We start from the raw sequence: 24,768 nt of genomic DNA on the forward strand, positions 1-24,768 counted from the left end.
ACATGTCAGCCGCCAGGATGGGACCGGCCCACCGATCTTCGTCAGGGCCAGTTCGTGTTGATCGACTTCGCCGTCAGGCGGGTGGCCAGCCCGGCGCCAGCAGGCGGCCGTGGCAGGCCGCCGAGACGGCCCGGTTCTCGTATAGCTGACGCTGCCCGACAGGTAGCAGAACGTAACCGTCTGGCCACGGTTCCGCGCAATCCCCCCGATGTCTGACCTGTACTCGCCATGATGTGGCGATCATCGGCTTGGGCAAGGGAGTGCGCGTGCGGCAGGACTGGGAGCCGGAGGACCTGATCGAGGTCTGGACGTTGCTCGAAGACGATACGAAGAAGCTGCGGAACAAGTCCGGTGCGAACCGGTTGGGCTTCGCGATGCTGCTGAAGTTCTTCGAGGTCGAGGCCCGGTTCCCGGAGTCCGACAAGGAGGTTCCGGCCGCCGCGGTGGCGTATGTGGCCCAGCAGGTGAAGGTGCCGGCGCAGGAGTGGGCGTCGTACGACTGGCAGGGCCGGGCGGCTACCCGTCACCGGGCGGAGATCCGTGAGGCGTTCGGCTTCCGGGAGTCCACCGAGCAAGACCAGGAGAACCTGGCCGAGTGGCTGAGCGCGGAGCTGTGCGGGGTGGAGATGTCCCGGGACCGGCTGGCGGAGGCGGTGGTGGCGCGGTGCCGCAACGACCGCATCGAGCCGCCCGCGCCTGCCAGGGTGCGGCGGCTGGTGGCGAAGGCGGCGCGGGACTTCGATGCCCGGTTCTGCCGCCGGACCGTGGACCGGCTCTCGCATGCGACCCGCTCCCGGCTGGAGGACCTGCTCGACCCGGGCGAGGGCGAGGAGGGGGCCGGGGAGGCGGGGAGCGTGGGCGGCGGGCGGTCGTTCTTCACCGAGTTGAAGGCGGACCCGGGGGCGCCGGGGCTGGAGAGTTTGTTCGCGGAGGTCGACAAGCTTCAGCGGGTGCGCCGGCTGGAGATGCCGGCGGACTTGTTCGCGGACGTGTCGGAGAAGCAGGTGGACGCCTGGCGGGCGCGGGCCTCGAAGGAGTACCCGGCGAACATGGCGCGGATGCATCCGCCGATGCGCCTGACGCTGCTGGCCGCGTTGTGCCACGTGCGGCACACCGAGATCACCGATGCGCTGGTGGAACTGTTCACCCAGCTCGTGCTGAAGATCAACACCAGGGCGGAGCGGAAGGTCGACAAGGAGCTGACGGACGAGCTGAAGAAGGTGCGGGGCAAGGAGGCGATGATGCTGCGGGTCGCCGAGGCGTCCTTGGCCCAGCCGTCGGGCACGGTCCGCTCTGTGATCTTCCCGGTGGTCAGTGAGAGGACGCTCAAGGCGCTGGCGGCGGAGGCGGCGGCGAACGAGGCGAAGTACAAGGCCCGGGTGCGTACCGTGCTGCGGTCGGCCTATTCCTCGCACTGGCGCAGGATGCTCACGCCGCTGCTGCGGGCGTTGACGCTCAAGTGCAACAACACCGCCTACCGGCCGGTGATGGACGCGATCGACCTGCTCCAGCGGTATCTGGAACAGCCCATCGCGAAGGAGGGGGCGTTCTTCGACGCGGCCGAGACGGTTCCCTTGGACGGGGTGGTGCCCGACCAGTGGCGGGCGGCGGTGGTCGACGACAAGGGACGGGTCGAGCGGATCCCGTATGAGCTGTGCGTGCTGGTGGCCCTGCGCGACGCGCTGCGGCGCCGGGAGATATGGGTGGTGGGGGCGAACCGGTGGCGCAATCCGGAGGACGACCTGCCGCAGGACTTCGAGGAGAACCGGGACGTGCACTACGACGCGATCCAGAAGCCCCTGGACGCGGGGGTGTTCATCGCGGCGCTGAAGAAGAAGCACCGCGAAGCCCTGGACCGGCTGGAGAAGGCGCTGGTGGAGGACACCACCGGCGGCGTGGCGATCGTGAAGAGGAACGGCGAGGGGTGGATCAAGGTCTCGCCGCGGCCCAAGCAGGAGGAGCCGGAGAACCTGACCGCGATCAAAACCGAGGTGCAGAGGCGATGGGGGACCATCGACCTCCTGGACATCTTGAAATATGCCGAGTTCGATACCGACTTCATCTCGGAGTTCACCACGGTGGCGACCCGCGAGAACCTCTCGCGCGAGGTGCTGCGGCGACGCCTGCTCCTAGTTTTGTTCGGACTGGGCACGAACATGGGGATCAAGCGGGTCGCGGTGACCGGCAGGCACGGCGAGTCGGAGGCCACCCTGCGCCGGGTGCGACACCTGTTCGTGAACCGGGGCAATATGCGCGCCGCGCTGGTGAAGCTGGTCAACGCGACCTTCGCGGTGCGTGAGGAGGGGTGGTGGGGCAGCGGGACGGCGTGTGCCTCGGACAGCCGCAAGTTCGGCGCGTGGTCCTCGAACTTCATGACGGAGTGGCACCAGCGGTACCGGGGACCGGGGGTGATGATTTATTGGCACGTGGAGCGGAAATCGGTGTGCATCTACTCCCAGCTGAAGTCCTGTTCGGCCTCCGAGGTCGCCTCGATGATCGAGGGCGTGCTGCGGCACTGCACCGATATGGAGGTCGACCGGCAGTACACCGACACCCACGGCGCCTCGATCGTGGGGTTCGCGTTCGCGCACATGCTGGACTTCCGGCTGATGCCGAGGCTGAAGAACATCGGGCGCGCCCGGCTGTACCGGCCGGCCGCCGGTGAGGACGGGAACTGGCCCACGCTGGCGCCGGTGCTCTCCGGGAAGACCATCGACTGGGACCTGATCGCCCAGCAGTATGACCAGATCGTGAAGTACACCACCGCCCTGCGGCTGGGCACCGCCGAGGCCGAGCAGGTGCTGCGCAGGTTCACCAAGGGCGGGCCCAAGCACCCGACCTATCAGGCCATCGAGGAACTGGGGCGGGTCGTGCGCACGGCGTTCATCTGTGACTACCTCAGCGACGAGGAGATGCGCAAGGAGATCCACGAGGGCCTGCAGGTGGTGGAGAACTGGAACTCGGCCAACGCGGACTTCTTCTATGGCAAGGACGGCGACCTGACGGGCGATGACAAGGAGAGCCAGGAGGTCTCCATGCTGGCCCTCCACCTCCTCCAGAGCAGTCTCGTCCACGTCAACACGCTGTTGATGCAGCAGGTCCTGGCCGAGCCGAAATGGGCCGACCTGCTGACCGAGGCCGACCGCCGGGCTCTGTCCCCGCTGTGGTGGACGCATGTGAACCCGTACGGGCGATTCGAGCTGGACATGACGCGCCGTCTGGACCTGGGCCCGGTCCCGGCCGCCGATGGCGAGGCGGTGGGTGAGGCGGGGTCCGCCGAGCAGATGCCCGCCGGGTGAGGGAAGGACCCGGCGGAGCCCTCGGGAGGGTCAGCCGAGATACAGCCGGAAGGGATAGCAGGACCACTTGAGGCACTGGCCGAGCTGGGTCTGTACGGCGAGGCGCTGACCGCCGCGGGCTTCTGTGTCGAGGTGAATCCGGATGACGAGAAGACCCTGGCGGTGCGGGTGTCCGCCGCGGCGGTGTAGCCCGTCGGCTCTACGCTCGATGCCGAACCGTCCCGGTGGCTCCCCCTCCCTGCCGCCGGGACGGTTTTCGCCTGTTCGGTGGTGCCTCTCGCACCTTGCCCGTGGGTCGGTCGTTGGTCGGTGCGGGGGCTGAGTGGCGAGGAGATGCCGGTGGGACGGGATGCAAAGCGGGCGAAGCAGGCCCGGCGTGACAAGCGCCGGCGCGTGGCCGGTAGCGATACAGACGTACCGCCGTGGTTCGAGGCTGCGATGAAGGAGCGCTGGGAGGCGTGGGACCGGGCGGTGGCGGCCGGGCTGATGGAGGAGGGGGCGGAGACGAAGTACCACTTCACCCCGGACGGCAAGGTGCTCTCGGTCGCGGTCGGCAAGAGCGGGCAGCTGCTGGCCAATGGTGAGCGGCTGACTCCGTCGGCAGCCGACCGGCTCCGCGTCGAGATGCCGTTCCTGGCGCAGATGGTCACCTTCTACGAGAACAACCAGGCCGCCGGGCGCGGCCTGGAAGGCGGCCCCGAGGACGGGGTGACGATGCTGGAGCCGCCGCGCGGCCCGGACCCGATGCCGCCGGTCGATGAGGCGGCGATGGCCAGGGCCCGGACCGGGATCGAGGCCCTGGTGCGGCAGGGCAAGGTCTCCGAAGCGGTCGGCGCGATGGTGATCCCCTCGCAGCGCGGGGTGCTGGTCGCGGTCGGCGGCGTCGACGGCGAGCTGTACGTCAACGGCAAGGCGTTGACCGAGCAGTGGGCGACGCGGCTGCGCGAGGATCTGCCGGACATCGCCTCGGACGTGGCCAGGCTTCAGGCCATCCGGGCCCAGTGGCAGGACGCGCCGCCGGCGGACCGCTCCTTCGAGCTGGGGGCCTGCACCGATCCGAACTGCCACGGAGTGCACTGACATCCCCGGCCCCAGGGGCCGGGCTGCGGTGGGATCGGTCGAACCTGTGGCCGCCGCCGTCCACATCGGGTGATCATGGCGGGGTTGGCGCTCTCGTGGGAGGAATTCGTTCATGTCCAGGAAGTCACCGGCCCGCCGTCTGCTGCCCGGCCCGGAGCGTGACGAGGTCGTCGCCGGGCTCAAGGCCCAGTACGAGGCGGGTACCTCGATCCGCGCGCTCGCCCAGTCCAGCGGCCGTTCCTACGGTGGGGTCCACCGTCTCCTCGCCGACGCCGGGGTCGTGTTCCGCTCGCGCGGGGGCGCCCAGAGCCCGGCGGGTGAAGAGTGATTCCCGGTCTCCATCGGCGAAAGGGCGGTGCCCCGCTGCTCGGCGCCCGGCGTCCGGGTGAGCAAGGGCCGTTCGGCAGACGGGCGGACGCCGGGGAACCGGCCGGCGGCGCGGTCAGCGCGGCCGTGTCAGCGGGTCGGTGTTCGGTGGAAGGGCCAGCTCGTGCCCGCACGCGTAGCGCACCACCCGGTCCAGCGGCTTGAGCACCGTCTCCCCCAAGGTGGCGCACTGGGGGCAGGCGGCGGTGTTCGAGCGCAGGTAGGCCGAGTGGAAGGCGGTCCACTGGGTGCGGGTCAGCTCCCGCCGCGCAGTCACCCTTGCGTCTCGGCGTCGATGTCGTACCAGTCCTCGGCGAGCAGTCCGGCGTGCGAGGGCTGTACCCCTGCCTGGACGGTGCTGCCCGCGGTGACGAACCGCAGGTGGGCTTCGAGGACGCGGTCCAGGTTGTCGGGGGTGATACAGGCCGATTCGGGCTCCAGGTACACGTACTTGCCGCTTTGGATCCAGCTGCGGCGGGCCATGCGACGGCCCTCGTGTTTCATCAGCTCCAGCGCCGCGGAGAAGTCCATACCGGTGAGCGTAACGCGTTGCTTACCTGCCGTAACAGGCTTCCGGTGAGGACTGTGGCGGTGTTCGGGAGGTGCCCGGCGGCGGCAGCATCGGCCGGACGTTGGCACGCCGCCGGGCCCGTCCAGTCTCCCCTACGCGCCCGGCGTCACTTCACGGAGGGCGCGTTCGGCCGCCTCCCGCATCGCGGGCAGGGGCGCGGGGTGGTGGCCGGTCTGGAGTTCGACTTGCCGGGCGGCTTGGTGGCAGAGCATGGGCAGGCCGCCGATGACGGGGCTGCCCGCCCGCCGGGCGGCCTGGGCGATCGGGGTGGGCCAGGGCCGGTAGACCACGTCGAGCAGCGTGTTCCCGGCGGCGGGCCACAGGGACGCGAGGGGGTCGGCGGCGGCGGGCGGGAGGGCGGAGACGACCAGGCCCGCGTCCAGGTTGCGGGCGGCCTCGTTCCACGGCCGGATGCGCAGGGCGATGGCGATGCGCTCGGCCGCTTCGGCCAGTTCGCCGGTCCGGTCGGGGTCGCGGGCGATGGCGGTCACCTCGGTGCAGCCGAGCGTGTTCAGGACGGCGAGGGTGGTGGCGGCGGTCGCGCCCGCCCCGAGCACGCAGGCCGATTCCACCCGGGTGACCCCGCAGTCAAGGAGGGCTTGGAGCATCCCCTCGACGTCGGTGTTCTCGCCGAGGAGCCGGCCGCCGCGGACGGTGACGGTGTTGGCGGTGCCGGTGGCCACCGCGGTGTCGGAGACCTCATCGAGCAGGGGCAGCGCGGCGCGTTTGAGGGGCATGGTCAGCGACAGCCCCGCCCAGCTCCCGTCCAGCGAGGCGAGGAAGGAAGGCAGCTGGTCAGGGGTGCAGTCGATGGCGCGGTACGTCCAGTCCAGGCCCAGCTCCCGGTAGGCGGCGTGGTGCAGCACCGGGGAGAGGGCCTGTCCGATGGGCGAGCCGAGGACGGCGAGCTGCTTCATCGCGGGGGCCATTCCTACGTGGGGAGTTGGTGGTCTGCGAAGGAGCCGCCCGTGAAGCGGTCGGTGAGCGGCCCGGGGTCGGGGTGCTGGCCGGCGTTGTCGGCGCTCTGGTAGCCGAGGGTGTCCCACCCGGTGCGGGGCCACCAGCGTTCGGTGTTGCCGGAGGTGGCGTACACGGTGAGGAAGGGGCTGGGCAGGGGCTGGGTGGCGGCGGCGTAGAGCAGGGTGGTGGCGTCGCGGGGGCTGAGCCAGGTCGCCCGGTGTCGGGGTTCGCTGGGATGGGTGCGGTAGCTGCCGATGCGTACGGCGACGACCTCCATGTTGCCTTTGTGGGCGTAGAGGTGGCCGAGGGCCTCCATGGCGGTCTTGCTGACGGCGTAGAAGCTGTCCGGCGCCAGCGGCGCCTTCTCCGGCGGCCCGCCGGTGGGGTTCATGCCGGTGACGTGGTGGCTGCTGGCCAGCACCACGCGTGGCACCTGCTGGCGGCGGGCCGCCTCCAGAATGTGGTGGGTGGCGGTGATGTTGTGCTCCACCATCTCGGCGAAGGGCCCCTCGTGGGTGACGCCCGCGAGGTGGATGAGCGCGGATATCCCGGCGGCGGCCTTCTCGGCCGCGTCCTGGTCGCGCAGGTCGGCCTGGACGAACTCGGCGCCCGCGGGCGGCCCGGCAGCCGGTGGGCGGCGGTCGAGCAGCCGCAGCGCGATGCCGTGGGCGGCGAACTCGGCGGCGAGGCGGGTGCCTATCTCCCCGCTGGCGCCGGTGATCAGCCAGGTCACGGCCGGTGGTGGAGCATCGCGGCCACACCGTCGTCGCTCGCGGTGTAGTTGATGCCGCGCAGGACGGCGACGGGGGCGCCGCGGCCGCGCTGGCCCAGGATGATCCCGGCGGCTGCGGTGATCAGGTCGGTGAAGGTCTCTTCCTGCCGCTTGCCGTCGTGCTCGGTGACCCTCAGCGGGCTGATGCCGGCGGCGCCGATGGAGATGACGGTTGCCCCGCGCCGGTCGGCGCGGCCGTCGGAGTCCGCGATGACCACGGCGATGTCGGCGCCGGTGTACGTGATCAGGGCGTCGCGCAGGGCGCGGGCGGAGGCGTCAGGGTCCACGGGCAGCAGCCAGGCGCCCTCGCTGCCGGCGCGGTCGATCCCGGCCGAGGTGAGCTGGTAGCCCAGGGTGTGCCGGGCGATGATCGGGCCGCGCTCGGTGGCCAGGAAGTGCTCGGTGGAGTTGTCGAGGATGAGCTGGACGATCTCGGCCGGCTTTCCGGTCTGGGCCGAGATCTCCACCGCCTGGGGCGAGGGCGTGACGCCGGCGAGGTCGACGTACCGCTTCTCCGCGATGGACACGACCTTGGAGGCCACCACCACGATGTCCCCGTGGTGCAGGCCGGTGCCGGTGCGGGTGATCACGTCGGTGATGGCGCCGGCCAGGTCGTCGCCGGGGTGGAGTTCCGGGAAGGGCTCCAGGGCGAAGGCGGAGAAGCCGGAGGTGGAGGCGGCGGTCATCACGAAGCTCCTGGCGGGGTGAGGGCGGTGTGCAGGCGGGCGTGCGCGGCGGCGAGTTTTCGGGCCCGCTGCGCCGTGGTGGCGTCCTGTCCGCTGGTGAGCCAGTCGCGGACGCGGAGCAGATAGTGCGGCCACAGCTGGCGGGCCGCCTCGGATGCCGGGATGCCGGAGTTGACGGCGTGCCAGGCGTCCGCGGCGGGCAGCGGCCAGGGACGTTCATCGTATCCGCCCAGGGGTGGGGCGAGGCCGTCCAGCGTGGTCAGCATGGCCTGGAGACGGCCGGGTTCAAGCACACGGTCGGCGGCCCGGTACACCGCCGCGTGGAGCCCACGGGCGGGCGGCGGGTTCCATACGGCGGTCAGGTGCAGCAGCACCGGGACGGCCTGGTGGTAGATGTCCGGCAAGTGGGGGAAGGACCCGGCGTGCCGCTTGGCCTCATCGAGCCGGACGGAGGCGAGGGGGCCGAAGCGGGCGGCGGTCAGCAGCAGGAAGGCGTCGATGCCGTAGCCGTCCACGCACGCCGACAGCTCTGTGGGCAGGGTGTCGGCAGCCCGCAGGGCGGCGGCCAGCACCTCACGGGAGAGGGCGAGGTCTCCGGCCAGCGGCTGGGGCACGTCGTGGCCGGTGGCGGCGGCGATCAGCGGCCGGGCGAGGTGGTTGGTGAGGTTGGCCTCGTCCCAGTGGCGCGGGTAGTCGGCGATCGCCAGGGCCGCGCCGGACCGTACGCGCTCCAGCAGGGCGCGGTAGACGGCCGGATCGGGGTTTCGGGTATCGGTGTCGGCGATCAGCACCGCCTGGGCGCCGGTGGTCTCCGGCCGGCGGGCGGCGGCCAGGATCTGGGCTCCCTTGCCCCGCACCAGCCCCGTCAGGGCGACCTTGCGGGCCCGGGTCGGCGTGGCGGTGAAGCGACGGGTGGTGTCCGGGGTGTCGGAGGTGTCGGCGTGGATGATGACCGCCTGTTCGTCGCCGAGGGCGGCGTCCACCGCGGTGGTGACGGCGGCGATGGTGGCCGGCTCGTTGCGGCTGGGCAGGATCACGGCAACGCTCATGAGGCGGCGGCCTCCTCGGCGAGCAGGTCGGCGGCGGCCTCGGCCCCGGGGGCGTACAGGTAGTCGAACCGGTGGTTCTCCAGCGCGGTGATCAGGCTGGTTCGCCAGCGGGCCAGGGCAGCGGTGTCCAGCGGCCACACCGGCCCGTACGGCGCCGCATCCACACCCGTGAGAGGGGTGGGCAGGCCGGAGATGTAGCGGGCCAGGTTCTCGTGCAGCCGCAGCCGCTCGTTCACCGACAGCGGCACCGCGGGCGTCAGCGACGCCGTGGTCAAGCTCGGGTGGACGGCCATGCGCACGATCCGCCCCAGCCGGGCCGGGCCGGTAGCGAAGGGCTCAAGTCCGCGCTGGGGCTTGGGGGCGAGCGGTCGGTCCGGGTCGCGGATCGCGGCGGTGGGCTTGCCCGGCCACACCACCACGGCCTCGCCGTCGCCTTCGAGGACGACCAGGTCGTCACCGGCATGGACCCAGCCCCGCTCGGCGAGGGCCAGGGCGGTACTGGTCTTGCCCGCCCCCTTCGCGCCCAGCAGCAGCACCGCCCGCCCGCCGGGGGCGTACAGGGCGGTGGCGTGCACGGTGACCATGTGCTGCTGCTGGCGGGCCCGTTCCAGCGCGGTATAGGTGACGTACGCCAACGTGTCCGAGCCGGCGGCGGAGGGGGGCAGGCGTACGCGGACGGTGTGCTCGTCGGCGGTGATGCCCGCCGCCCCGACGGTGATCTCGACGGCCGCCCTCTCCACACCGGCGGCGGACGCTTCCATGTGCCAGCCGCCGGGCAGGGCCCGGCCCGCAGCCTCAGCGGCCGCGGTGTCCAGCCCGTCGGGCAGCACGACGACGGCGCAGACGTGGCCCGTGCCGATCCGGTGTGTGCTCATCCGGCCATCATTTCGAGGTCGGCCAGCAGCTGCTCGACGGGTGTGATGCGGGGCAGGTACCGGCCGGACAGCAGGTCATCAAGCCAGTCGGTACGGGCCAGCGCCGCCCGCACCAGCTTCTCGGCCTCGGCTGCCGCAGCCTCCTTGCCGGTGGTGACCTCGATGGAAGCGGGCTGGTCGTAGGGGGCGCCGTTGCGCCACAGCAGGCCGATCCGGCACGGCCCGAACTCGGCGGCGACCATGTCGGCCGCGGTGTCGGCGAGCCAGCCGCCGACCTTGCCGACGTGGTAGGCCGGGTTCTTCCCGAACGTGGCCTCGTTGCCCGCGAGGTGGGCGCCGCTGATCACCCCGGTACGGGCGTTGCCCCGGCCGACCAGGCCGTCCTCGCCGTAGTCGATCGCGGAGCCGGACAGCGTGAAGTACTGCCCGGAGAGGGGGCCGGTGCGGCTGCCCCGGGTGTTGCACACCACCTCCACCCGGCCCGGCAGCCGCTGTTCGAGCTCAGCGCTCAGCTGGCGGGCCGAGGCGGTGACGGCGTCGTCGAACTCGGCCGAGGTGGACAGGTGCCCGGCGAGCGCGGGCACGCACACCGTGACCGTCCACATCTCGCCGCGGCGCACGACGAGGGCCTTGATGTCGCTGCCCGCCCACGCGTGACGGCGAAACCAGGCTTCGGCCAGCAGCGCGAGGGTCTCCGCGGGCGTACGCGGCGCCGAGCCGACGAGGTAGGCCGTGTCGTTGGAGAACGCCCGGGGCCGCTCGGGAAGGTCTTCCAGGGACCGGGGGGCGAACCAGTGGGGGAACTTGGAGGAGTCGGTGCTCTCGTGCCGGATCTCCAAATGGACCCGGTCGAAGCCCGGCAGCACCGTGCGCAGATGGTCGACGGCGGCCTGCTCAAGGATCTCCCGTACCGGCAGCGGCCGTCCGGCGAAGGAGGTGGAGATCCGGCCGCCGAAGATCACCCGCAGCGGCCGGTCGTAGACGCCGCCGGTGTCGGTGAACGCGGCCCGGCCGCCCAGGACGGCGACCTTGTCCAGGTTGTGGTGCAGCACCGCCCCGGCCGTCTCCAGGCAGTACCGGCTGTAGCGGATGGAGGCGAGCTCGGCGATGCCGTCGGCGAGGGTGTCGGGATGGCCCACGCCCTTGCGCTCGACGACCTCGACGGCCAGTTCATGCGGCAGCGGAGTCCGCAGCCCGGACAACCCTCGCGTCGCGGTAGACATGGTCGATCACCTCCAGCGGGCGCCTGAGCGCAGACAGTGGGAACAGGCAGGGATGAACGGGTCCTTCGGCGGCGGCGTCGAGCACGGCCGCGTACATCAGGTGCCGCAGCTCCTCGTGCGTCGGGGCGGCCCGGGCGGCGCCGAGTCCGGCTTCGAGGTTCCGGCCGCGTACATGCAGGCGTCGTCCATCAGCGAGGTGGAGCACGAGGTGATGGCGGGGCGGGCCGTGGTGGTCGACGCGGGCGTCCACGTGCACCGCCCGCCCGCCCGCCAGGGTGATGTCGGCCCTGATGCGGTCCTCGGTCTCCGCCAGAGCCCGCCGGTGGACGACCGTGGCGTCCACCGTCTCGACATCGCCGGGCGTCAGCCGCAGGGCCAGGGCCAGGCCGTGGATGGCCTGCTGGTGCAGCACCCCGCCGGCCGTCGCGTAGGTGCGGCGCCAGTCGCGGAAGTAGCCAGGATCGCGCCGCACCGCCAGCAGCACCTCCGCGCGCTCGACGGCCGGCGGCCGGGCGAGCAGGCCGTCCAGGCCGGGGGCGAAGTGCGGCTGGAAGCCGACGAAGATCCGCTCATCGCCCGGTCGGGGTGCCAGGGCGGCGGGGTCGGTGGTGGCTGGCTTCTCCACGAGCACTACGGCCCCGGACACGGCGGCGTCGCGTGCTGCGGTGAGCGCGGTGGCGGGCGGGGCGGCCACCACCACCAGGTCCGGGGACATGGCGGCCAGCGCCTGCCGCCAGGAAGCGAACAGTGCGATGCCCGGCGGCAGTACAGCGCGCGGGGCGGGATCCGCGACGGCGGCCACCGCCACCCCGGGCAAGGCGGCCAGGGCGGCGAGGTGCTGGGCGCCGACCTCCCCGGCCCCGATCAGCAGCACCCGCTTCACGCCGGGCCCCCGGCCACCGTCGCTCGCAGGAACGCGGCCCCGGCGGTGATCGCATCGGCGGGGGTGTCGCGCACATGGGTCTCCAGCGCGTACGGCAGCACCGGGCAAGCGGCGGACAGCAGCGGCAAAACCTCGGCGTACGGCACGCACCCGGTGCCCGCCGGGCAGAAGATGCGCCCGCCGGTCCCGTCGGGGCGGTAGTCCTTGACGTGTACGTAGCCCACGTACGGGGCCAGAGCGCGCACCACCTCGGGTGTGGCCTGGCCGACCTCGTGGAGGTTGGCCACGTCCAGCCACAGCCCCAGGCCCTGCCCGTGGTACCGCTCCAGGACCTCCAGCAGCGGCTCCGCCGTCGCGACGGTGCACACCGGCTCGTTCTCCAGCAGCAGCCGCACCCCGGCGGTGTTCGCCACATCCAGGGCCTTGGCCAGCAGCGGGTCACCGAGCAGCTGCTCGGTCAGCTCCGGCTCGACGCGCAGGTGGGAGAAGACCCGCACCACCGGGGCGCCCAGAATCCGTGCGGCCTCGATGGCCCGCTCGATCCAGCCCAGACGCTCATCCGGCGGGACCTGGGTGGGGAAGCCGAAGCTGTCCACCCGTCCCGGCCGCGCTTCGGGCCGGCACCACTTCCACAGCGGCGAAGCCAGCGCCGCCACCGCCAGGCCCCGCTCGTCGGCCAGAGCACGGATGTGCCGCAGCCTCTCGTCGGGCAGCGTCAGCGCGTTGGCACCCTCGGCCGAGCGGATCTCCAGCTGCCCGATCCCCAGCTTCACCGCAAGGTCCATGCCCACCGCCGGATCGGGGCCGAGCTCATCGGGATTGAGTACCAGCGCGGAGGCCGGGCGTACGTCCACGGTCCATCTCTCCTTCGGTGAAACGGATAAGGCAGCGGCCCCGGCGGACATGTCCGCCGGGGCCGCGAGAGGCACGGCCGGGCCGGGGCCCGGCTACCTGCCCGTCGGGGGCGGGGGCGGCACCTCAACCGGCGGCGGCGGAGGCGGGGGCGGCGGAGGGGGCGGAGGCTGCGGCATGACCAGATCTCCCTTGTCGTCGTGGTGCACCAGGCCCGCATCCACATCAAGCGGGCGCCGGGCCATCGTCGCCGTGGCCCGGGCCGGGCAGACATCCCGTCCGCTGCCCCAAAACCGGGACAGATCCCGCCCGGTGGACAACCCTTGGACACATGACCGTCCCCCCGCCCCGGCTCGCACCCGAAGACGTACGCGCCCAGCTGCTGCGGCTTCGCCAAGGCCCCGCCCTGGGCCACCCCGGGGCCGTGACGGCCCTCAGCGACCAGCTCCGGGCGCTGCTGCTGGCCCGCCAGCCGCCGCTGTCCCGCGCAGGCAGCGAGACCACGCGCCTGGTCGCGGCCCTGCGAAGGGCGATCGACGCCTTATCCCCGCACGAGCGCCGCTACACGGCCACCGACTTCAATCTGCTGCCCGAGCACTCCTGGCCCCACCTCACCGAACGGCAGGAATCCCTCGCCCGCGTGCTGGGCTGCTCGGCCAAGACGGTGCGCCGCCACGCCGGACAGGCACTGGACACCCTCGCCCTGCTCATCTCCGACGGCAGCTACCTCACCGAACCACCCCCGCCGGCCGACGACGCACCCGCCCCGACCGCGACCGGGGCGTCCGAGACGGCGGGCCGGTTCTTCGGCGTCACCGCCACCTCCCGCGTCGACGTAGTGTGCTCCGCCCTCCCCAAGGGCACCGACCGACAGCGCCCGGGCGACCCGCTGTACGCCCGCTACGCGGGCTTCGCCGACCTCGACGCCCTGTTCTACGTACGCGTCCGACTCGCCCAGACCTTCCCCACCGCCACCATCCGCGACTTCCACCCCGGCGAGTACTACAGCGCCGAACCCGACTGCCTGATCGTGCTCGGCGCCCCGCACCGCAACACCGCATACGCCGACTTCGGCCCGCACCTGCCCTGCCGCTTCACCCCGCCCCCGGACGCCGCCATCACCTTCCCCGGACACGGCGACATCCGCCTCACCCCCCTGTGGGCACCCGAGGGCGAGCTGCTGGCAGACCTCACCGTCATCACCCGCCTCACCCTCGGCCAGGGCACCACCGTCATCCTGCTCGGCGGCTGCCTGACCCTCGGCGTCCTCGGCGCCGCCAAATGCCTCCTCAACGGAGAACGCGGCCGGCGCAACACCGCCTACCTCAACAACCTCGCCCCCGGCGGCGACCTCATCGCCGTCATCGCCACCCGCAAGATCGGCGGCATCACCGACACCACCGACCTGACCGCCACCGAACCCCTGCTCCTGCTGACCCGCGACACCACCGGCGGCTTCACCACCCGCCTGGACAACACCGCCCGCTACACGGGCAGGTGAATCCGCTCAGGCCGGACCACAAGCTTCCGGGCCCGGGACCCCGACGCTGCTCTACTGAGAAGGACGCGCAGATCAGCCCAGGTCGGCCAGCGCCGCCCGGAACTCCTGGGCGGCCAGGACCACCGAGCCGGGCACGGTGCGCCGGGTGCCCTCGGCCCTGTTGCGCGCCACCGTCTCGACGGCCGTGCGCATCCGCTTCTGCCGGTGCCGGTCCACCGCTTCGGCGAACCCGCCGGGCGCCTCGCGCCGGTCGACGACGCCGACGACCGCTTCCCCGACCGCGGTGTCCGTGCCGTACGTCTCGACCCGAGTCCAGCCCTGCGAGCGGGCCGCCGCGCGAAGGGCGGAGCGCAGCAGATCCAGCCCGCCCAGCTCCCGCACCTCGCGGCCGGTCAGCCGCAACTCGTAGGCACCGCCATAGCCGCCGCCGTCCGGCGGGCAGGTACGGGCCAGCAGCGGCGGCAGGACGGCGACCAGGCGCTGATGACGCGGATCGCTGGCATGGGACGGCATGGCCGTGAGCGTACCGGGAAGCGGGTCACCGTCTACGGGCGGCCGGATCCTGGGCGGCGACGTGACGGGCGACGGAGTCGACCCCGGGAGTGACCGCGGTGATCCGGTCGGCATAAGCGCGGTACGCCTTCCGCCCGGCCGGGGCCCCGCCGCCGGCGAGGGCGGCGCACTGCTTCAGCGCGGCCTGGTGGAGCGCGAGCGGTGCGGTGACGCGCACCGAGTAGCCCTGTCCCCGGCGGATGGTGCGGCCTCTGTGCAGTGCCTCGCGGACGGCGGTGTCCCGGGTGTCCTGGAGGAGGTCGGCGAGCAGGCCGGGCATGTCGAGGACCACCGTGGTGCTGGGCTCGGGCTTGTCCTGCCCGGCGTCGACGGTACCCTCCTGCGGCTCGCCGGCGCCCGCGAGGTCACGGGCGCCGGCGGCGTCCAAGACGCGGCGGATCGTCTTGGGCGCGACGCCGAACTGCCGTGCCAGCGCCTTGACCGCGGCGCCTTCCCCATAAGCCTCGATGACCTTGGCCGTCTCCTCCTCATCGAGAGACGCCGGGCGGCCGAGGGTCTTGCCGGAGGCTTCGGCGGCGGCCACGCCCTCCTTGGTGTTCTCCGAGATCATGTCGCGCTGGAACTCCAGGACCCCGGCAAGCATCGTCACGAACAGCTTGGTCTGCGGGTCGTCGGCCGCCAGGTCGAAGCCGGACCACGCGCCGGCGGCGATGTACAGGTGCAGACCGCGCCGCTGGAGGACTTCCCGGATCTGGATGACGTCCTTGGTCGAGCGGAACAGCCGCGCGGCATCCGCGATACGAATGGTGTCGCCGACCGCCGCCTCATCGAGCAGCCGACAGAACCCGGACCGGTTGATCGCGTAGACGCGGGACGAGGTGGCCGGGTCCTCGTACTTACGTGCGCCGGACTTGAGCAGACTATCCAGAGTGTGAAGTTGACGGGCATTGGTCTGCTTGTCAGTTGAATGCCGCAGATACAGACGGTCTGTCACACACTCTCCCCTTTTTGTCGTCCCGGCGGGAGCCGGAACGCGACAGTAAGGGGGCGGAATGGGGAGGCGCAAATGTGGAGTGGAGCGGATTGGATCGACACCCCGAAATGCCCCGGTATGTTCGCCTCTCGCCAATGGATCGACGGTCGGGGGCGTAAACGGCCGATTCCGCCCCCACTCCCCATTCGACCATGCCGACTGGCATCACCACTGAACGTAGCGGCGACTACCCTGCGCTACTTGTCGGGCAGCGTCAGCTATACGAGAACCGGGCCAAGACCACGGAGTTCAACCGGGGTCGGGACATGCGCGCGACCGTCGTGCTCAAGCCCGGCGAGGACGCTCGTGTTCACTACGAGGAGCTCGTCAAGAAGCTGGGCGTGTCCGGGGCGCAGGTGCTCCGGGAGGCCCTGGCAGAGCTGCACCAGAAGCTGCTTACCCAGCAGCGGGAGCAGCACAGAGACCCCGGACAAGCAGAAGACCCTGGCTCCAACGGAGCCAGGGCCTTACTTGTCTAGGGGGGACCTCGAATCCCGCCCCCGGGAGAGGTCCCAATCGTTTCACTGAACAACTAATCACCCGGCTGACTCCCACATCAGCCACCCATCCCGACCCCGCGTGGTGTTGAGCGCCAACTCGACCGCCACGAAGAACCAGGAGGCCACCTAAAACCCACAAAAGACCAGGTCAGGGCCGGTTTTCCGGTCCTATATGCCCTAGGCCCCCTGTAGGCGGGTCCCGTTTTTGTTGCTTTGTAGACCCCAGAAGGTGGTGTCCCCATCGTAGCGGACAGCTGCGGTGTCAGCCCAGTGCGCCCAAGTGCCGGTGTGTCCACCGAATTGGCCGTGCCCGGCGTGTCGCGTACGGATGCAGGTACCCAGGAAAGCCCCGTGCTTGTCCTGCGGGCCCCCGTGCTCAGGCTCACCACCTGGTACCGGATCGCGGAGATCGCGCGGTACCGCGGAATCCTCCCCGAGACGAAGTTCCGCCTGGCGAAGTTCCTCAACTCCCAGCGCCTCGACCCCATGACCGGCCGCGTAGAGGGCCGGTACGGCACCGCGCAGGTGGACGGGGGAGTCGCTCTGTCGGAGCGCTACGCGTACGTGTACGAGGTCGGCACGGACCGGTACTGGGACGACCTCAAGGGCCTGTACCGCCTCGGGTTCGCGGAGCAGGTCCAGAAGCCGGCGCCCGGCCGCCGCGCGGTGTACGCGCTGTGCCTGCGCGAGGATGCTATCCCCTCCGACCTCCCCGAGGACCTCATGCGCGAGCTGCGTGTCTGGGACCTCCCCGAGGCAGAGGACCCGTACGAGGACGCCTCCCTCGGCCGCCTGGCGGCCCGCCCGGCCCCGGCCGTCGAGCCGTTCGTCGTACGCGGAGAGAACCAGGAGACCCAGCAGCTCATCACCGAGCTGGCCGCCGCCCCGCGCTGGGAGCACCCGGCCGACAGCCCGGCCGCCGCCGTCGCCCAGACGATCCGGACCGAGTGGCAGCGTGCCTCTCACGCCGACGCCGCCGAGGCCGACGCCTGGCCCGGCTGGGAGCCCGTAGAGGAGCCCACGGCCGCCCTGGTGGCCCCCGCCGTGGCGAAGCCCGCCCCGGCCCCGGACCTCCGCTGCATCGCGGTCGCCGACCGCGACCGCGACCGCGCCGCCGAGATGACCGCCCGAGTCCACCGCCTGATGGCACTTGGGGTTAATGGCAAAGCGTCTCCTCTATACGCGAAGGGGTTCACACAACTAGTTGGTTCTTCATCTACCGGTAGTAGTGGGCTGATCTGGTCGGAAGGGATGGAAAAGGCAGAAACGACGCCTTCGGCGGCGACTGGAAAGAGGACTGGCCAGGCGTTCGGGGATGACGTCAGCGCCGTTGCCAGGAGCGTTATGCGCCGCGTGTGGCACTCCTGGAGGGCCCAACTCGGCCGTGGGGTGGTGTTCTTGCCTTCCGGCACTCCGGAGGAGCTCAGCCGGTCGATCACGGGAGATTCGTGGTCTGACCTGCACCACACGGTCACCATCGCCCTGCGCCGGTCGACCGAGTCCGAGCTCGTCGAGCTGCTCACCGGCAACATCGTCCGGCGCAACGAGTGGGGCGAGATCACGTTCCAGGCCGAGAACATGGGCCGCCTGGCCGCCTGGCGCCTGTGGCGGCTCATCAACGACCGGAAGAACGCCCACGGCTACGGCCGCCGCCGCGAGGTCAAGGTCGCCGCGCACGTCGAAGCGTGGGACGAGGCGACGTCCGAGCAGCGGGCACGGATGCGGGCCCGCGTCGAGCAGGCCCGTGAGCTGGACCGGCAGCGCGAGGCCGCCCGGGTCGAGCAGCGCCTGGCCGAGCGTGCCGACCGGCGCGAGCGCTGGGGCCTGCACCGGTTCGAGCAGCCGGAGCTCCGCGGTTCCGCCCCGGCCGAACCGCGCCGCTGGGCCCAACAGCCGGAGGACGTCCACATCGAGGAGCAGGCCGAGCGCCAACGCATCGAGCGTCCGACGTTCGCCTCGGCCGAGGCCACCCACCGGGCCGCCCTGGCCATGGCCCGCGCGGAGAAGGCCGCCCGCAAGGCCCTCGGCCGAGGGTGACCGGAGCCCGCTGAACGCGATGAGCACCAGGACCACGCCGGTACGGTGAACGGACGCCCGGAACCACCAGGTCACCGGCACAACGGAGGGGAGCAGGCCATGACGCTGGCCGTACGGATGAGCCCGGAGGTCGAGCAGGCCCTCGGCACGCAGATGGCCGTGCAGGCCCGCGGCATCACCGAGGGCACGTGCATCGAGTGCCAGCAGCCGCTCGACGCCGGGCCGGTCAACGTGGTGCTGGGCAGGGGTCCCGTGGGCGCCGGCGGCATCTGGTTCGTGCACGACCGCTGTGCGCCGTCGCGGATCATCGAGCTGAACGCCGAGGCCGAGGCCGCGCTCGTGCAGCCCGAGGACGGACTCGACATGACGATGGTCGCGGGCATCGTCGAGGGCACGCCCGTGCTCGTCGCCCGTATGGTGATGACGCCGTACACCGACTCCGGCACCCACGGGTCCGAGCCGCGCAACGTCTTCATGCAGGCCCTGCTGGAGAACGGCTTCCAGCTCGTGACCGCCGAGCTCGACGCCGAGCCGCTCGCCGAGTGGATCGCCGTGTTCCAGCCCCACGGACGCGACCTGCAGCTCATCGTGATGACCCCGACCGGAGAGCGGTTCTACCAGGGCACGCTCCCCAGGCCGCCCGCCGGGTGGGTCAAGGCCGTGCTCGACGGCCGCCAGGTCCTGCTCCTCGGCGGAGACGTCGCGGGCAGCCACGACGCCGCCGAGGTCGAGCAGGCCGCCGCCCTGGCCGTCGCCGCGAGCGAGGGCAAACTGGCCGGCGCCCGCGTCGCGGCCGGACGCCCGGGAGACTTCGGCCTCTCCTGACGCCTCAGCTGTGGAGGCAGCCCGCCACCAGGGCGAACAGCATGAACGTGCCGATCACCCGCCACGTCCACTTGCGCCCGAGCAGCTGGAACAGCAAGAACACCATTGAGGGCCCCCTGAGTTGACCTCGACACAGGGGGCCCATTCTCGCGTCCGTGATCGCCCGCCCGCTGGGCTACCGCCGAACCCGCAGCCACCAGGGCCCGGAAAGAGGCAACGGGCAACACCGCGAAGTCCGTAGCTCCCGGGCCGAGTTGGCCTGACCGTAGAGCCATGCCCCAGATGCGAATCGTGAGCTTCGGCTACGGGCACAGCAAGCCTCGGCCGAGCTGTGCCCTGATGTTCGACGCCCGTCACCTCACCGACCCGTAACTCGACCCGACCCTGCGCGACCTCGACGCCCGCGACCCCCGCGTACAGCGGGCCGTCATGCGCACCCCCGGCGCCCAGGCCCTGCTCGCCGCGATCGTCACCGCGGCGTACCAGCTGCTCGCCCAGGCCGACGACGACACCACCGTGACCATCGCGGTCGGGTGCGGGGGAGGCCGGCACCGTGCACCTGTACTTGCCTCCCGGGCCGCCGCGCACATGGACCACCTCGACGAGCTCCGCGTCCAGGCGGTGCACCGCGACCTCGACGAGGAGCTACTGCCCGCCGGCGCGGGCGAGGCCGCCGCGTAGGGGAGACTGGGCCAGCGCCCCGGCGGCGCGGGCGACGTCCGGCCGATGCTGCCCGCCGCCGGGGCCTTCCTCTATATAGGGGAGAAGCCATCCGACCGTCACCGTCGTTGAGTAGGCCATGGACCTGTTGCCCACCACCGCGGCGCCGGGTGTCGCCGAGCGGGCCGAGGCCCTGGCCGATGCCGCGTGCGAGCTGCACGACGCCGCCAGCACTCCGGCCAGCTGGAGCGCGGCCGCCGTCGAGGACGCGGTCGAGTCGATGGAGACCACCGCGCTCGCCCTGGCGGCCGCGCACCCCAACGCCGCGGCGACGATGCTCACCATCGGCCAGCAGCTGGCCCAGCTCCGTGAACGCCTCGGCCTCCCGCCCGGCGAGCACACCGCCGGCCCCGACGAGGACGAGCACCAGGAGCAGCCCGTCGAACCGCCCACCCCGATCCGGCGCCGCCGCGAGCGGCGCGGCCTCGGCCCCGGGTACCAGGGCCTGCGGATTCCGTCGGGCCGTACCGCGTCCGGGCGGTAGACGAGTAGCGTCGATACCAGCGACGAGGAGGTCACCGTGACTGCACAGCCCGACCACCAGGCCGCCAGGCCCGGCTTCACCCCGCCCATGGGCACGCTCGCCGAGCTGCGCGAGGCGTTGTCGACGTGGGGCTTCCCCGGCGACCGCCAGCGGTTCGAGGAGGAGCTCGACGCCGCCGACCTCGACGACCTGACGAAGGTGCGCGAGCTCACCCAGGCGTACCGGCACCGGGTCCTGCTCCGCTACGACCCGCAGGGCATGGCCGCGCTCGCCCGCTCGACGGACGACGTCGAGGCCGAGCTCCGGCAGAAGCTCACGGAGGCCGGCGCCCAGTGACCCACGTCTTCTACTCCGACGCGGCCGCCAAGGCCCGCGCCGAGCTCAGCCGGTCCGAGCAGGCCGCCGTCGAGTCCGTTCGTCGAGCGCTCGAAGGTGACGCCGAGCAGGGCCGCGGCCTCCCGGACGCCGACCCGCGCAGCGAGTCGTACGTCGTCGAGCTGCTTCCCGAGCAGACCGGAGGCCGAGGGATCAGCATCGTGTACCGCTACTCCCAGGACCTCGACGCCGCCCTGATCCTCTGGCTGATCGCAGGGCCTTGATGTGGTGAGGAACATCCGAGCGGAAACCGCCGGTAGCGACAGTTCCGCTTCCCGAGTTGTGTACACAACGGTTCCCCTGCAGGAGTGCGGAGTCCGTGAGACCCGGGCACGTCTGCCGGAGTTGCTGGCCGCCGCCGCCGGAGGCGAGGGCACGGTGATCACCCGGCACGGCAGCCCGCTCGCAGCGCTGTTGCCGCCCGAGGCCGCCGAGCTGTGGCAGGCCCACCAACGCCACCAGGCCGAGCAGGTCCGCCGCCAGGCCGCCGCCGACGAGCAGCGCACCCGCCGCGAGGAATGGGGGAGCGGCATCGTCCACCCCGTCGCCGCGGTGGTCCGCTACCAGGGCGACCCCGCCAGTGACGACCCGCTGTACTTCCGGGAGACCGACCAGGTCCCCCGCCCCCGGCGCGAGCTCCGCGGCCTGGTCGAGCAACTGCGCCCGGACTACCGGTCGTGGATGGTCGAGGCGTGGTACGAGGACGACCCCCGCCGCCCCAGCCCCGACAGCGCGCGGTTCCGCAACACCGCCCGGCACCGCTACGACTGGCAGGACCTCGGCGCCAACAACGTGCTGCACCTGCTCGACGCCGAGGGCACCACCCTGGCCCGCACCGAGTACGACGGCCCCGTGCACATCCCCGGTGACCCGGACGCCGACGAACGATGAGGGCTCCACCCCGCCGTGCTTGTTCGACGTCAAAAAACCATCGTTTGTTGAGGATCCGCCGGGCGGGGTCGAAAGAGGGCGACACGCCTTCAAAAACTCCTTCAAATACCTCGGTCGTCAACAACCGCCCAACCCCCGTTTTCTGAGAGGATCTGGGGCATGAATCCGCCCCTGGAGCCTGCCGACCTTCTCGCGGCCTCACCCGCGAAACTCACTGAGATCCGTATCGGGTACGCGCGGGTCTCGACGGGCGCGCAGAATCTGGACCGGCAGTACGACGCGCTGATGGGCGCCGGGTGCCGCAGGGTCTTCGCGGATAAGAAGTCCGGGCGGAACGATCTCCGGCCGGAGCTGAAGGCGTGTCATGCCTTCCTACAGCCCGGTGACACGTTGGTCGTGCCGAGTCTGGACCGCTACGGCCGGTCGCTACAGGATCTCGTCAACATGGTGGCCGAGCTGCGGACGCGAGAGATCGGCTTCCAGTCCCTGCATGAGCTGCTCGACACCACCACCCCGGGCGGCCGGCTCATCTTCCACGTCTTCGCCGCACTGGCTGAGTTCATCCGCGAGCTCATCGTGGCCGGCACCCATGAGGGCCTGGCCGCCGCCCGCGCCCGCGGCCGTACCGGCGGTCGCCCGTCCGTCGTGAATGCGGAGTTGATCCGTGCCGCCCGGGACATGCTGCCCAATCCGGAGAACAGCGTGACCACCATCGCGAAGCTTCTCGGCGTGTCGGTAGGGACGCTGTATAACCACATTCCGGAGCTCAAGGAGCTCCGTCGCAGTCGTCTGCCGCGCCAACTCGGAGAGGCTGGGAGGTGATTTCTGCGGAACTTAAGGCAGAGCGGGCGATCCTTGAGCGCCGGGGGCGGCAGGAGGGCCAATCGTCACGCGGTGGTGCGGTCCGTGCGGTCCTTGTGCAGTGCGCCGCCTACCGCCCAGAAGGGGAGGGTGATGGCGAGAGCGCCGATGCCGAGCTTACCGGCGATGGCCAGGACGGCACCGAGAAGGAGTGTCGGCGGCGTCAGTGGTGCCGGCAGCGTGGGGGCGAGCGCCGCCAGGCCGTAGCCCGCCGCTGTGGTGACGGCGCACACGATCAGGCTCACGATCACGATTGCGTACGTGGTGTATCCGCGTCGTATCAGCGGTTCTACCAGCCGGAACAGCGGGTGCAGGGCCTTGCCTGTCGCGGTGCCGAACAGGCGCGCGAAGCGGTGGCCACCCGCGCTGTCAGCGCTCTGGACGTCACTCATGGGAGGCTCCCTCGCTTAATGGTGGTTGCCCTCAGCGTGCCAGGGGGCGCTGACAGCCGTCATGAGTACGCGGACTCATATCGGCAATGTCCGGTTAGTGGTCGTCGCGGCCTGCGCCGATGTCCACGATGCGCAGGCCGGTGGTGCCGTATGCGTGGGGGGTGGCGGTGAGGATCGCGGAGCTGCCGGGTGTGTGGGGGGAGGCGCTGGCGGCGTGGACGGCGTGGGCGTGCTGCCAGGCGATCCCGTCGGCGGTGATCTGCTCGACGGCCACGGCTGCGGGGAAGTCCAGGGGCAGGAAGTCCAGGCCGGGCAGCGCGCCGACGTGGGCGGTGAACTGCGGTCCGGGCTCTTCGACGCCGGCCGCGATCAGGCAGAGCGCGGGCACGTAGGCCCGCGGCCGACCTTCGGCGTCCGGGCCGGCTGCGATGCCGGAGAGCCTGCGGTGGCCTCGGGCCAGTGCCAGCACGGCGGTGTGATCCAGGATGATCAACGAATCTCTCCCACGGTGCCGGCGACGATGGCGTCGAACCACTGCTCGGCGCTGGTGACGTCGTCGTCGGTGAGGTCGGGGCGCAGGTGGGCGCGGACGTAGGCCAGGCCCCGGGCGGCCCGCTCGGCGCGGTCGGCCTCGGTGGGCAGGTCCAGCAAGGCCCTCTCTGCCAGGGCCCGAACGCTTATGCCGCGTTCGTCAGCGACCGTCCGCAGGTGGTTGCGGACTTCTTCGTCAATCTTGATCGTGGTGTCTGCCATACGTCGAGAATACAACCGAATACCGAAGACGGTACCGATCGCCGCACCCGCTGCCGGACGGGGCTGATTGAGGCTGAGGGGCGTCGGCTCGTGGGGCGGGCCGGTGGGAATGATCAGGTCGGGTCAGGGGGCCGGAAGGTTCCCGCGAGGGCGCGGGCGTTGTTCCATAGGAAAGCGGCAGTGATCTGCTCGGCCGTCAGGCCCGTGGCGCGTTCCATGGCTGCCTGGTCGAGCCCGCGCCGGTGGTCCCGAAGCACTCGCTGCATCTTTCCGGCCCACAGTTCCGGCTCGGAGTACGGGCGTTGCTGGTACTGATTCCACAGGGTCGTCATGTGCTCCGCATCGCAGGCGATGAGGAGTCGTTTGCCGTCCATCTGCGGATCGCGGTTGTGGATGACGGAGGAGTCACGTGCCGCGCCGTACCGGGCGGTGTTCGGGTCGATCAGCCGGCCGCACAGGTCGCACCTGTCCTGCGTGGGGGCGAGCAGCTTCGTCTTGCCCTTCATATGTTCCGGTGTACGCCTGGCCGGTGCCGACGTCACCGGCGTACGGAAGCACTCGCCGTCTCGGCCCGTGCACGGGCGCCGTCACCGGCGCCGTGCCCTGGGTACGGTGCCGGGAAGAACGGTAGCGGGCGGCGGCGAGGGGGTTCACTCACAGAAGCCTGACGTCGGGCGGGTGGCAAGGTGCCGTCGGTTGGCGTGCGCACGCGGAGAATACGGCCGTGTCGCTCGTGTGGGTGGTGCCCGGCCTGGCGGGTGTCGACGGCGGGTCGGCGTCGGGCACAGTGGCGTCATGATCTTGAGTGTCCGGGCGGTGGCAGTCGCCGTGGTGGTGCTGATGACGGGTGGCTGTGCCACCGTCGGGCCGTCCGTGGCGCCCCGGCCTGCCGGGTCCGTACGGCCGACGACCTCGGCGGCGCCGGTGCCGGAGTTGCTGCCGGCGGCGGACGGGATCGGGCCGGAACTGGCGCTCGTCGCCGGTCCCACCACTCCCCCGCCGTCGGCAGCGTCGGTTCCGTCGGTGCGCCCGGCGGCGGTGCGGAGGGTGGAGGTCGTGGTGCCGGTCTACACCGCGGCGGTAGAGCCCGCTCGCCAATCGCAGCGGCGGCGGCATCCAACGCCGCGTGCGGTCCGGCCCCGGGTAGCGCACACCGCTGCGCCGGCGGCCCGCCCTCGGTCTGACGTGGCCACACGTCCGGGTCTGGTGTGCTCCATGGGCGTGCAGTACGGGCAGATCAGCGGGGATATGGCGCGCTCGTGCCGGT

The 24,768-nt window shown here is 71.6% G+C and carries 29 protein-coding genes and 1 pseudogene; 14 read left to right on the forward strand and 16 right to left on the reverse strand.

Features of this window, described 5'->3' with window-relative positions:
- Positions 1 to 233 precede the first annotated feature (233 nt).
- The 3 genes from QMK24_RS22345 (at position 234) to QMK24_RS22355 (ending at position 4,707) form a co-directional block, all read left to right on the forward strand.
- Complete coding sequence (locus QMK24_RS22345) at positions 234 to 3,299, forward strand: Tn3 family transposase (protein ID WP_283468398.1); 3,066 nt, start codon at positions 234 to 236, stop codon at positions 3,297 to 3,299.
- A 333-nt stretch (positions 3,300 to 3,632) separates the two neighbouring features.
- Positions 3,633 to 4,379: a hypothetical protein gene (locus QMK24_RS22350; RefSeq protein ID WP_283468400.1), complete on the forward strand. Its 747-nt coding sequence runs from the start codon at positions 3,633 to 3,635 to the stop codon at positions 4,377 to 4,379.
- 112 nt (positions 4,380 to 4,491) lie between these two features.
- The gene (locus QMK24_RS22355) at positions 4,492 to 4,707 is read left to right on the forward strand and encodes a helix-turn-helix domain-containing protein (protein WP_283456332.1); all 216 of its coding nucleotides are present in this window, start codon (positions 4,492 to 4,494) and stop codon (positions 4,705 to 4,707) included.
- 114 nt (positions 4,708 to 4,821) lie between these two features.
- Here the strand turns inward: QMK24_RS22355 and QMK24_RS22360 are convergent, their stop codons facing one another.
- The 10 genes from QMK24_RS22360 to QMK24_RS22405 all read right to left on the reverse strand — a co-directional run bounded on the left by QMK24_RS22360 (position 4,822) and on the right by QMK24_RS22405 (position 12,618).
- Positions 4,822 to 5,022 (reverse strand): hypothetical protein, encoded by a 201-nt coding sequence (locus QMK24_RS22360; RefSeq protein ID WP_283456329.1) that lies wholly within the window; start codon positions 5,020 to 5,022, stop codon positions 4,822 to 4,824.
- A complete protein-coding gene (locus QMK24_RS22365) occupies positions 5,019 to 5,276 on the reverse strand; it encodes a Thoeris anti-defense Tad2 family protein (protein ID WP_283456327.1) in 258 nt (85 codons plus the stop codon). Before QMK24_RS22365 ends, QMK24_RS22360 begins: the two co-directional genes overlap by 4 nt.
- Positions 5,277 to 5,408: 132 nt before the next feature.
- A complete protein-coding gene (locus tag QMK24_RS22370) occupies positions 5,409 to 6,233 on the reverse strand; it encodes a shikimate dehydrogenase (protein ID WP_283456325.1) in 825 nt (274 codons plus the stop codon).
- Positions 6,234 to 6,247: 14 nt separating this feature from the next.
- On the reverse strand, positions 6,248 to 7,009 hold the full coding sequence (locus QMK24_RS22375) for an NAD-dependent epimerase/dehydratase family protein (protein WP_283456324.1): 762 nt from the start codon (positions 7,007 to 7,009) through the stop codon (positions 6,248 to 6,250).
- Positions 7,006 to 7,734, reverse strand: a complete 729-nt coding sequence (locus QMK24_RS22380) for a coenzyme F420-0:L-glutamate ligase (RefSeq protein WP_283456322.1) — start codon at positions 7,732 to 7,734, stop codon at positions 7,006 to 7,008. Before QMK24_RS22380 ends, QMK24_RS22375 begins: the two co-directional genes overlap by 4 nt.
- Positions 7,734 to 8,783: a glycosyltransferase family protein gene (locus tag QMK24_RS22385; protein ID WP_283456320.1), complete on the reverse strand. Its 1,050-nt coding sequence runs from the start codon at positions 8,781 to 8,783 to the stop codon at positions 7,734 to 7,736. The genes QMK24_RS22380 and QMK24_RS22385 overlap by 1 nt, the downstream gene beginning before the upstream one ends.
- On the reverse strand, positions 8,780 to 9,658 hold the full coding sequence (locus QMK24_RS22390; protein ID WP_283456319.1) for a phosphoenolpyruvate carboxykinase (ATP): 879 nt from the start codon (positions 9,656 to 9,658) through the stop codon (positions 8,780 to 8,782). Before QMK24_RS22390 ends, QMK24_RS22385 begins: the two co-directional genes overlap by 4 nt.
- Positions 9,655 to 10,881: a methionine adenosyltransferase gene (locus QMK24_RS22395; RefSeq protein ID WP_283456315.1), complete on the reverse strand. Its 1,227-nt coding sequence runs from the start codon at positions 10,879 to 10,881 to the stop codon at positions 9,655 to 9,657. The genes QMK24_RS22390 and QMK24_RS22395 overlap by 4 nt, the downstream gene beginning before the upstream one ends.
- Complete coding sequence (locus QMK24_RS22400; RefSeq protein ID WP_283456313.1) at positions 10,829 to 11,764, reverse strand: Gfo/Idh/MocA family oxidoreductase; 936 nt, start codon at positions 11,762 to 11,764, stop codon at positions 10,829 to 10,831. The genes QMK24_RS22395 and QMK24_RS22400 overlap by 53 nt, the downstream gene beginning before the upstream one ends.
- Positions 11,761 to 12,618 (reverse strand): sugar phosphate isomerase/epimerase family protein, encoded by an 858-nt coding sequence (locus QMK24_RS22405; protein ID WP_283456311.1) that lies wholly within the window; start codon positions 12,616 to 12,618, stop codon positions 11,761 to 11,763. Before QMK24_RS22405 ends, QMK24_RS22400 begins: the two co-directional genes overlap by 4 nt.
- Positions 12,619 to 12,947: 329 nt before the next feature.
- On the opposite strand from QMK24_RS22405, the gene QMK24_RS22410 reads away from it, so the two are divergent.
- A complete protein-coding gene (locus QMK24_RS22410) occupies positions 12,948 to 14,117 on the forward strand; it encodes a hypothetical protein (protein ID WP_283456309.1) in 1,170 nt (389 codons plus the stop codon).
- Between the two features lie 72 nt (positions 14,118 to 14,189).
- Here QMK24_RS22410 and QMK24_RS22415 read toward each other — a convergent pair whose 3' ends face one another.
- Both QMK24_RS22415 and QMK24_RS22420 read right to left on the reverse strand, forming a co-directional pair.
- On the reverse strand, positions 14,190 to 14,630 hold the full coding sequence (locus tag QMK24_RS22415; RefSeq protein WP_283456307.1) for a hypothetical protein: 441 nt from the start codon (positions 14,628 to 14,630) through the stop codon (positions 14,190 to 14,192).
- Between the two features lie 25 nt (positions 14,631 to 14,655).
- Positions 14,656 to 15,624, reverse strand: a complete 969-nt coding sequence (locus QMK24_RS22420; protein ID WP_283456305.1) for a recombinase family protein — start codon at positions 15,622 to 15,624, stop codon at positions 14,656 to 14,658.
- 191 nt (positions 15,625 to 15,815) lie between these two features.
- On the opposite strand from QMK24_RS22420, the gene QMK24_RS22425 reads away from it, so the two are divergent.
- The 9 genes from QMK24_RS22425 to QMK24_RS22465 all read left to right on the forward strand — a co-directional run bounded on the left by QMK24_RS22425 (position 15,816) and on the right by QMK24_RS22465 (position 22,317).
- Positions 15,816 to 16,142: a hypothetical protein gene (locus tag QMK24_RS22425; RefSeq protein ID WP_283468402.1), complete on the forward strand. Its 327-nt coding sequence runs from the start codon at positions 15,816 to 15,818 to the stop codon at positions 16,140 to 16,142.
- A gap of 372 nt (positions 16,143 to 16,514) precedes the next feature.
- Complete coding sequence (locus QMK24_RS22430; protein ID WP_283468403.1) at positions 16,515 to 18,200, forward strand: hypothetical protein; 1,686 nt, start codon at positions 16,515 to 16,517, stop codon at positions 18,198 to 18,200.
- A 99-nt stretch (positions 18,201 to 18,299) separates the two neighbouring features.
- Positions 18,300 to 19,025 (forward strand): hypothetical protein, encoded by a 726-nt coding sequence (locus QMK24_RS22435; protein WP_283468404.1) that lies wholly within the window; start codon positions 18,300 to 18,302, stop codon positions 19,023 to 19,025.
- Between the two features lie 384 nt (positions 19,026 to 19,409).
- Complete coding sequence (locus tag QMK24_RS22440) at positions 19,410 to 19,706, forward strand: RapZ C-terminal domain-containing protein (protein ID WP_283468468.1); 297 nt, start codon at positions 19,410 to 19,412, stop codon at positions 19,704 to 19,706.
- A gap of 118 nt (positions 19,707 to 19,824) precedes the next feature.
- Positions 19,825 to 20,229, forward strand: coding sequence for a hypothetical protein (locus QMK24_RS22445; RefSeq protein ID WP_283468405.1), 405 nt, complete (start codon positions 19,825 to 19,827; stop codon positions 20,227 to 20,229).
- 36 nt (positions 20,230 to 20,265) lie between these two features.
- A complete protein-coding gene (locus QMK24_RS22450) occupies positions 20,266 to 20,565 on the forward strand; it encodes a hypothetical protein (protein ID WP_283468406.1) in 300 nt (99 codons plus the stop codon).
- Entirely contained in the window at positions 20,562 to 20,828 is a 267-nt protein-coding gene (locus QMK24_RS22455; RefSeq protein ID WP_283468407.1) for a hypothetical protein, read from the forward strand. The genes QMK24_RS22450 and QMK24_RS22455 overlap by 4 nt, the downstream gene beginning before the upstream one ends.
- Before the next feature lie 58 nt (positions 20,829 to 20,886).
- A complete protein-coding gene (locus QMK24_RS22460) occupies positions 20,887 to 21,495 on the forward strand; it encodes a type II toxin-antitoxin system Phd/YefM family antitoxin (RefSeq protein ID WP_283468408.1) in 609 nt (202 codons plus the stop codon).
- A gap of 159 nt (positions 21,496 to 21,654) precedes the next feature.
- Positions 21,655 to 22,317 (forward strand): recombinase family protein, encoded by a 663-nt coding sequence (locus QMK24_RS22465; protein ID WP_198359183.1) that lies wholly within the window; start codon positions 21,655 to 21,657, stop codon positions 22,315 to 22,317.
- 65 nt (positions 22,318 to 22,382) lie between these two features.
- Here QMK24_RS22465 and QMK24_RS22470 read toward each other — a convergent pair whose 3' ends face one another.
- From QMK24_RS22470 to QMK24_RS22485, 4 genes are all read right to left on the reverse strand, one after another.
- Positions 22,383 to 22,748 (reverse strand): hypothetical protein, encoded by a 366-nt coding sequence (locus QMK24_RS22470; RefSeq protein ID WP_283468409.1) that lies wholly within the window; start codon positions 22,746 to 22,748, stop codon positions 22,383 to 22,385.
- Between the two features lie 94 nt (positions 22,749 to 22,842).
- Positions 22,843 to 23,241, reverse strand: coding sequence for a PIN domain-containing protein (locus QMK24_RS22475; RefSeq protein ID WP_198359185.1), 399 nt, complete (start codon positions 23,239 to 23,241; stop codon positions 22,843 to 22,845).
- Entirely contained in the window at positions 23,238 to 23,501 is a 264-nt protein-coding gene (locus QMK24_RS22480; RefSeq protein WP_198359186.1) for a hypothetical protein, read from the reverse strand. Before QMK24_RS22480 ends, QMK24_RS22475 begins: the two co-directional genes overlap by 4 nt.
- A 113-nt stretch (positions 23,502 to 23,614) precedes the next feature.
- Positions 23,615 to 24,007, reverse strand: a complete 393-nt coding sequence (locus QMK24_RS22485; RefSeq protein ID WP_198359187.1) for a hypothetical protein — start codon at positions 24,005 to 24,007, stop codon at positions 23,615 to 23,617.
- Between the two features lie 289 nt (positions 24,008 to 24,296).
- Between QMK24_RS22485 and QMK24_RS22490 the strand changes: the two are divergent.
- Positions 24,297 to 24,768, forward strand: a pseudogene (locus QMK24_RS22490) (hypothetical protein); the annotation flags it as partial.

The organism is Streptomyces sp. PH10-H1 (assembly GCF_030063355.1).
In the GTDB taxonomy this organism is placed as follows: Bacteria; Actinomycetota; Actinomycetes; order Streptomycetales; family Streptomycetaceae; genus Actinacidiphila.

Bases quoted from the DNA above. Each gene is read 5' to 3' on its own strand.
- QMK24_RS22350 (WP_283468400.1), top strand. From the start codon at position 3,633: ATGCCGGTGGGACGGGATGCAAAGCGGGCGAAGCAGGCCCGGCGTGAC.
- QMK24_RS22355 (WP_283456332.1), top strand. From the start codon at position 4,492: ATGTCCAGGAAGTCACCGGCCCGCCGTCTGCTGCCCGGCCCGGAGCGT.
- QMK24_RS22365 (WP_283456327.1), bottom strand. From the start codon at position 5,276: ATGGACTTCTCCGCGGCGCTGGAGCTGATGAAACACGAGGGCCGTCGC.
- QMK24_RS22370 (WP_283456325.1), bottom strand. From the start codon at position 6,233: ATGAAGCAGCTCGCCGTCCTCGGCTCGCCCATCGGACAGGCCCTCTCC.
- QMK24_RS22380 (WP_283456322.1), bottom strand. From the start codon at position 7,734: ATGACCGCCGCCTCCACCTCCGGCTTCTCCGCCTTCGCCCTGGAGCCC.
- QMK24_RS22385 (WP_283456320.1), bottom strand. From the start codon at position 8,783: ATGAGCGTTGCCGTGATCCTGCCCAGCCGCAACGAGCCGGCCACCATC.
- QMK24_RS22390 (WP_283456319.1), bottom strand. From the start codon at position 9,658: ATGAGCACACACCGGATCGGCACGGGCCACGTCTGCGCCGTCGTCGTG.
- QMK24_RS22395 (WP_283456315.1), bottom strand. From the start codon at position 10,881: ATGTCTACCGCGACGCGAGGGTTGTCCGGGCTGCGGACTCCGCTGCCG.
- QMK24_RS22410 (WP_283456309.1), top strand. From the start codon at position 12,948: ATGACCGTCCCCCCGCCCCGGCTCGCACCCGAAGACGTACGCGCCCAG.
- QMK24_RS22415 (WP_283456307.1), bottom strand. From the start codon at position 14,630: ATGCCGTCCCATGCCAGCGATCCGCGTCATCAGCGCCTGGTCGCCGTC.
- QMK24_RS22425 (WP_283468402.1), top strand. From the start codon at position 15,816: ATGCCGACTGGCATCACCACTGAACGTAGCGGCGACTACCCTGCGCTA.
- QMK24_RS22435 (WP_283468404.1), top strand. From the start codon at position 18,300: ATGACGCTGGCCGTACGGATGAGCCCGGAGGTCGAGCAGGCCCTCGGC.
- QMK24_RS22445 (WP_283468405.1), top strand. From the start codon at position 19,825: ATGGACCTGTTGCCCACCACCGCGGCGCCGGGTGTCGCCGAGCGGGCC.
- QMK24_RS22465 (WP_198359183.1), top strand. From the start codon at position 21,655: ATGAATCCGCCCCTGGAGCCTGCCGACCTTCTCGCGGCCTCACCCGCG.
- QMK24_RS22470 (WP_283468409.1), bottom strand. From the start codon at position 22,748: ATGAGTGACGTCCAGAGCGCTGACAGCGCGGGTGGCCACCGCTTCGCG.
- QMK24_RS22480 (WP_198359186.1), bottom strand. From the start codon at position 23,501: ATGGCAGACACCACGATCAAGATTGACGAAGAAGTCCGCAACCACCTG.
- QMK24_RS22485 (WP_198359187.1), bottom strand. From the start codon at position 24,007: ATGAAGGGCAAGACGAAGCTGCTCGCCCCCACGCAGGACAGGTGCGAC.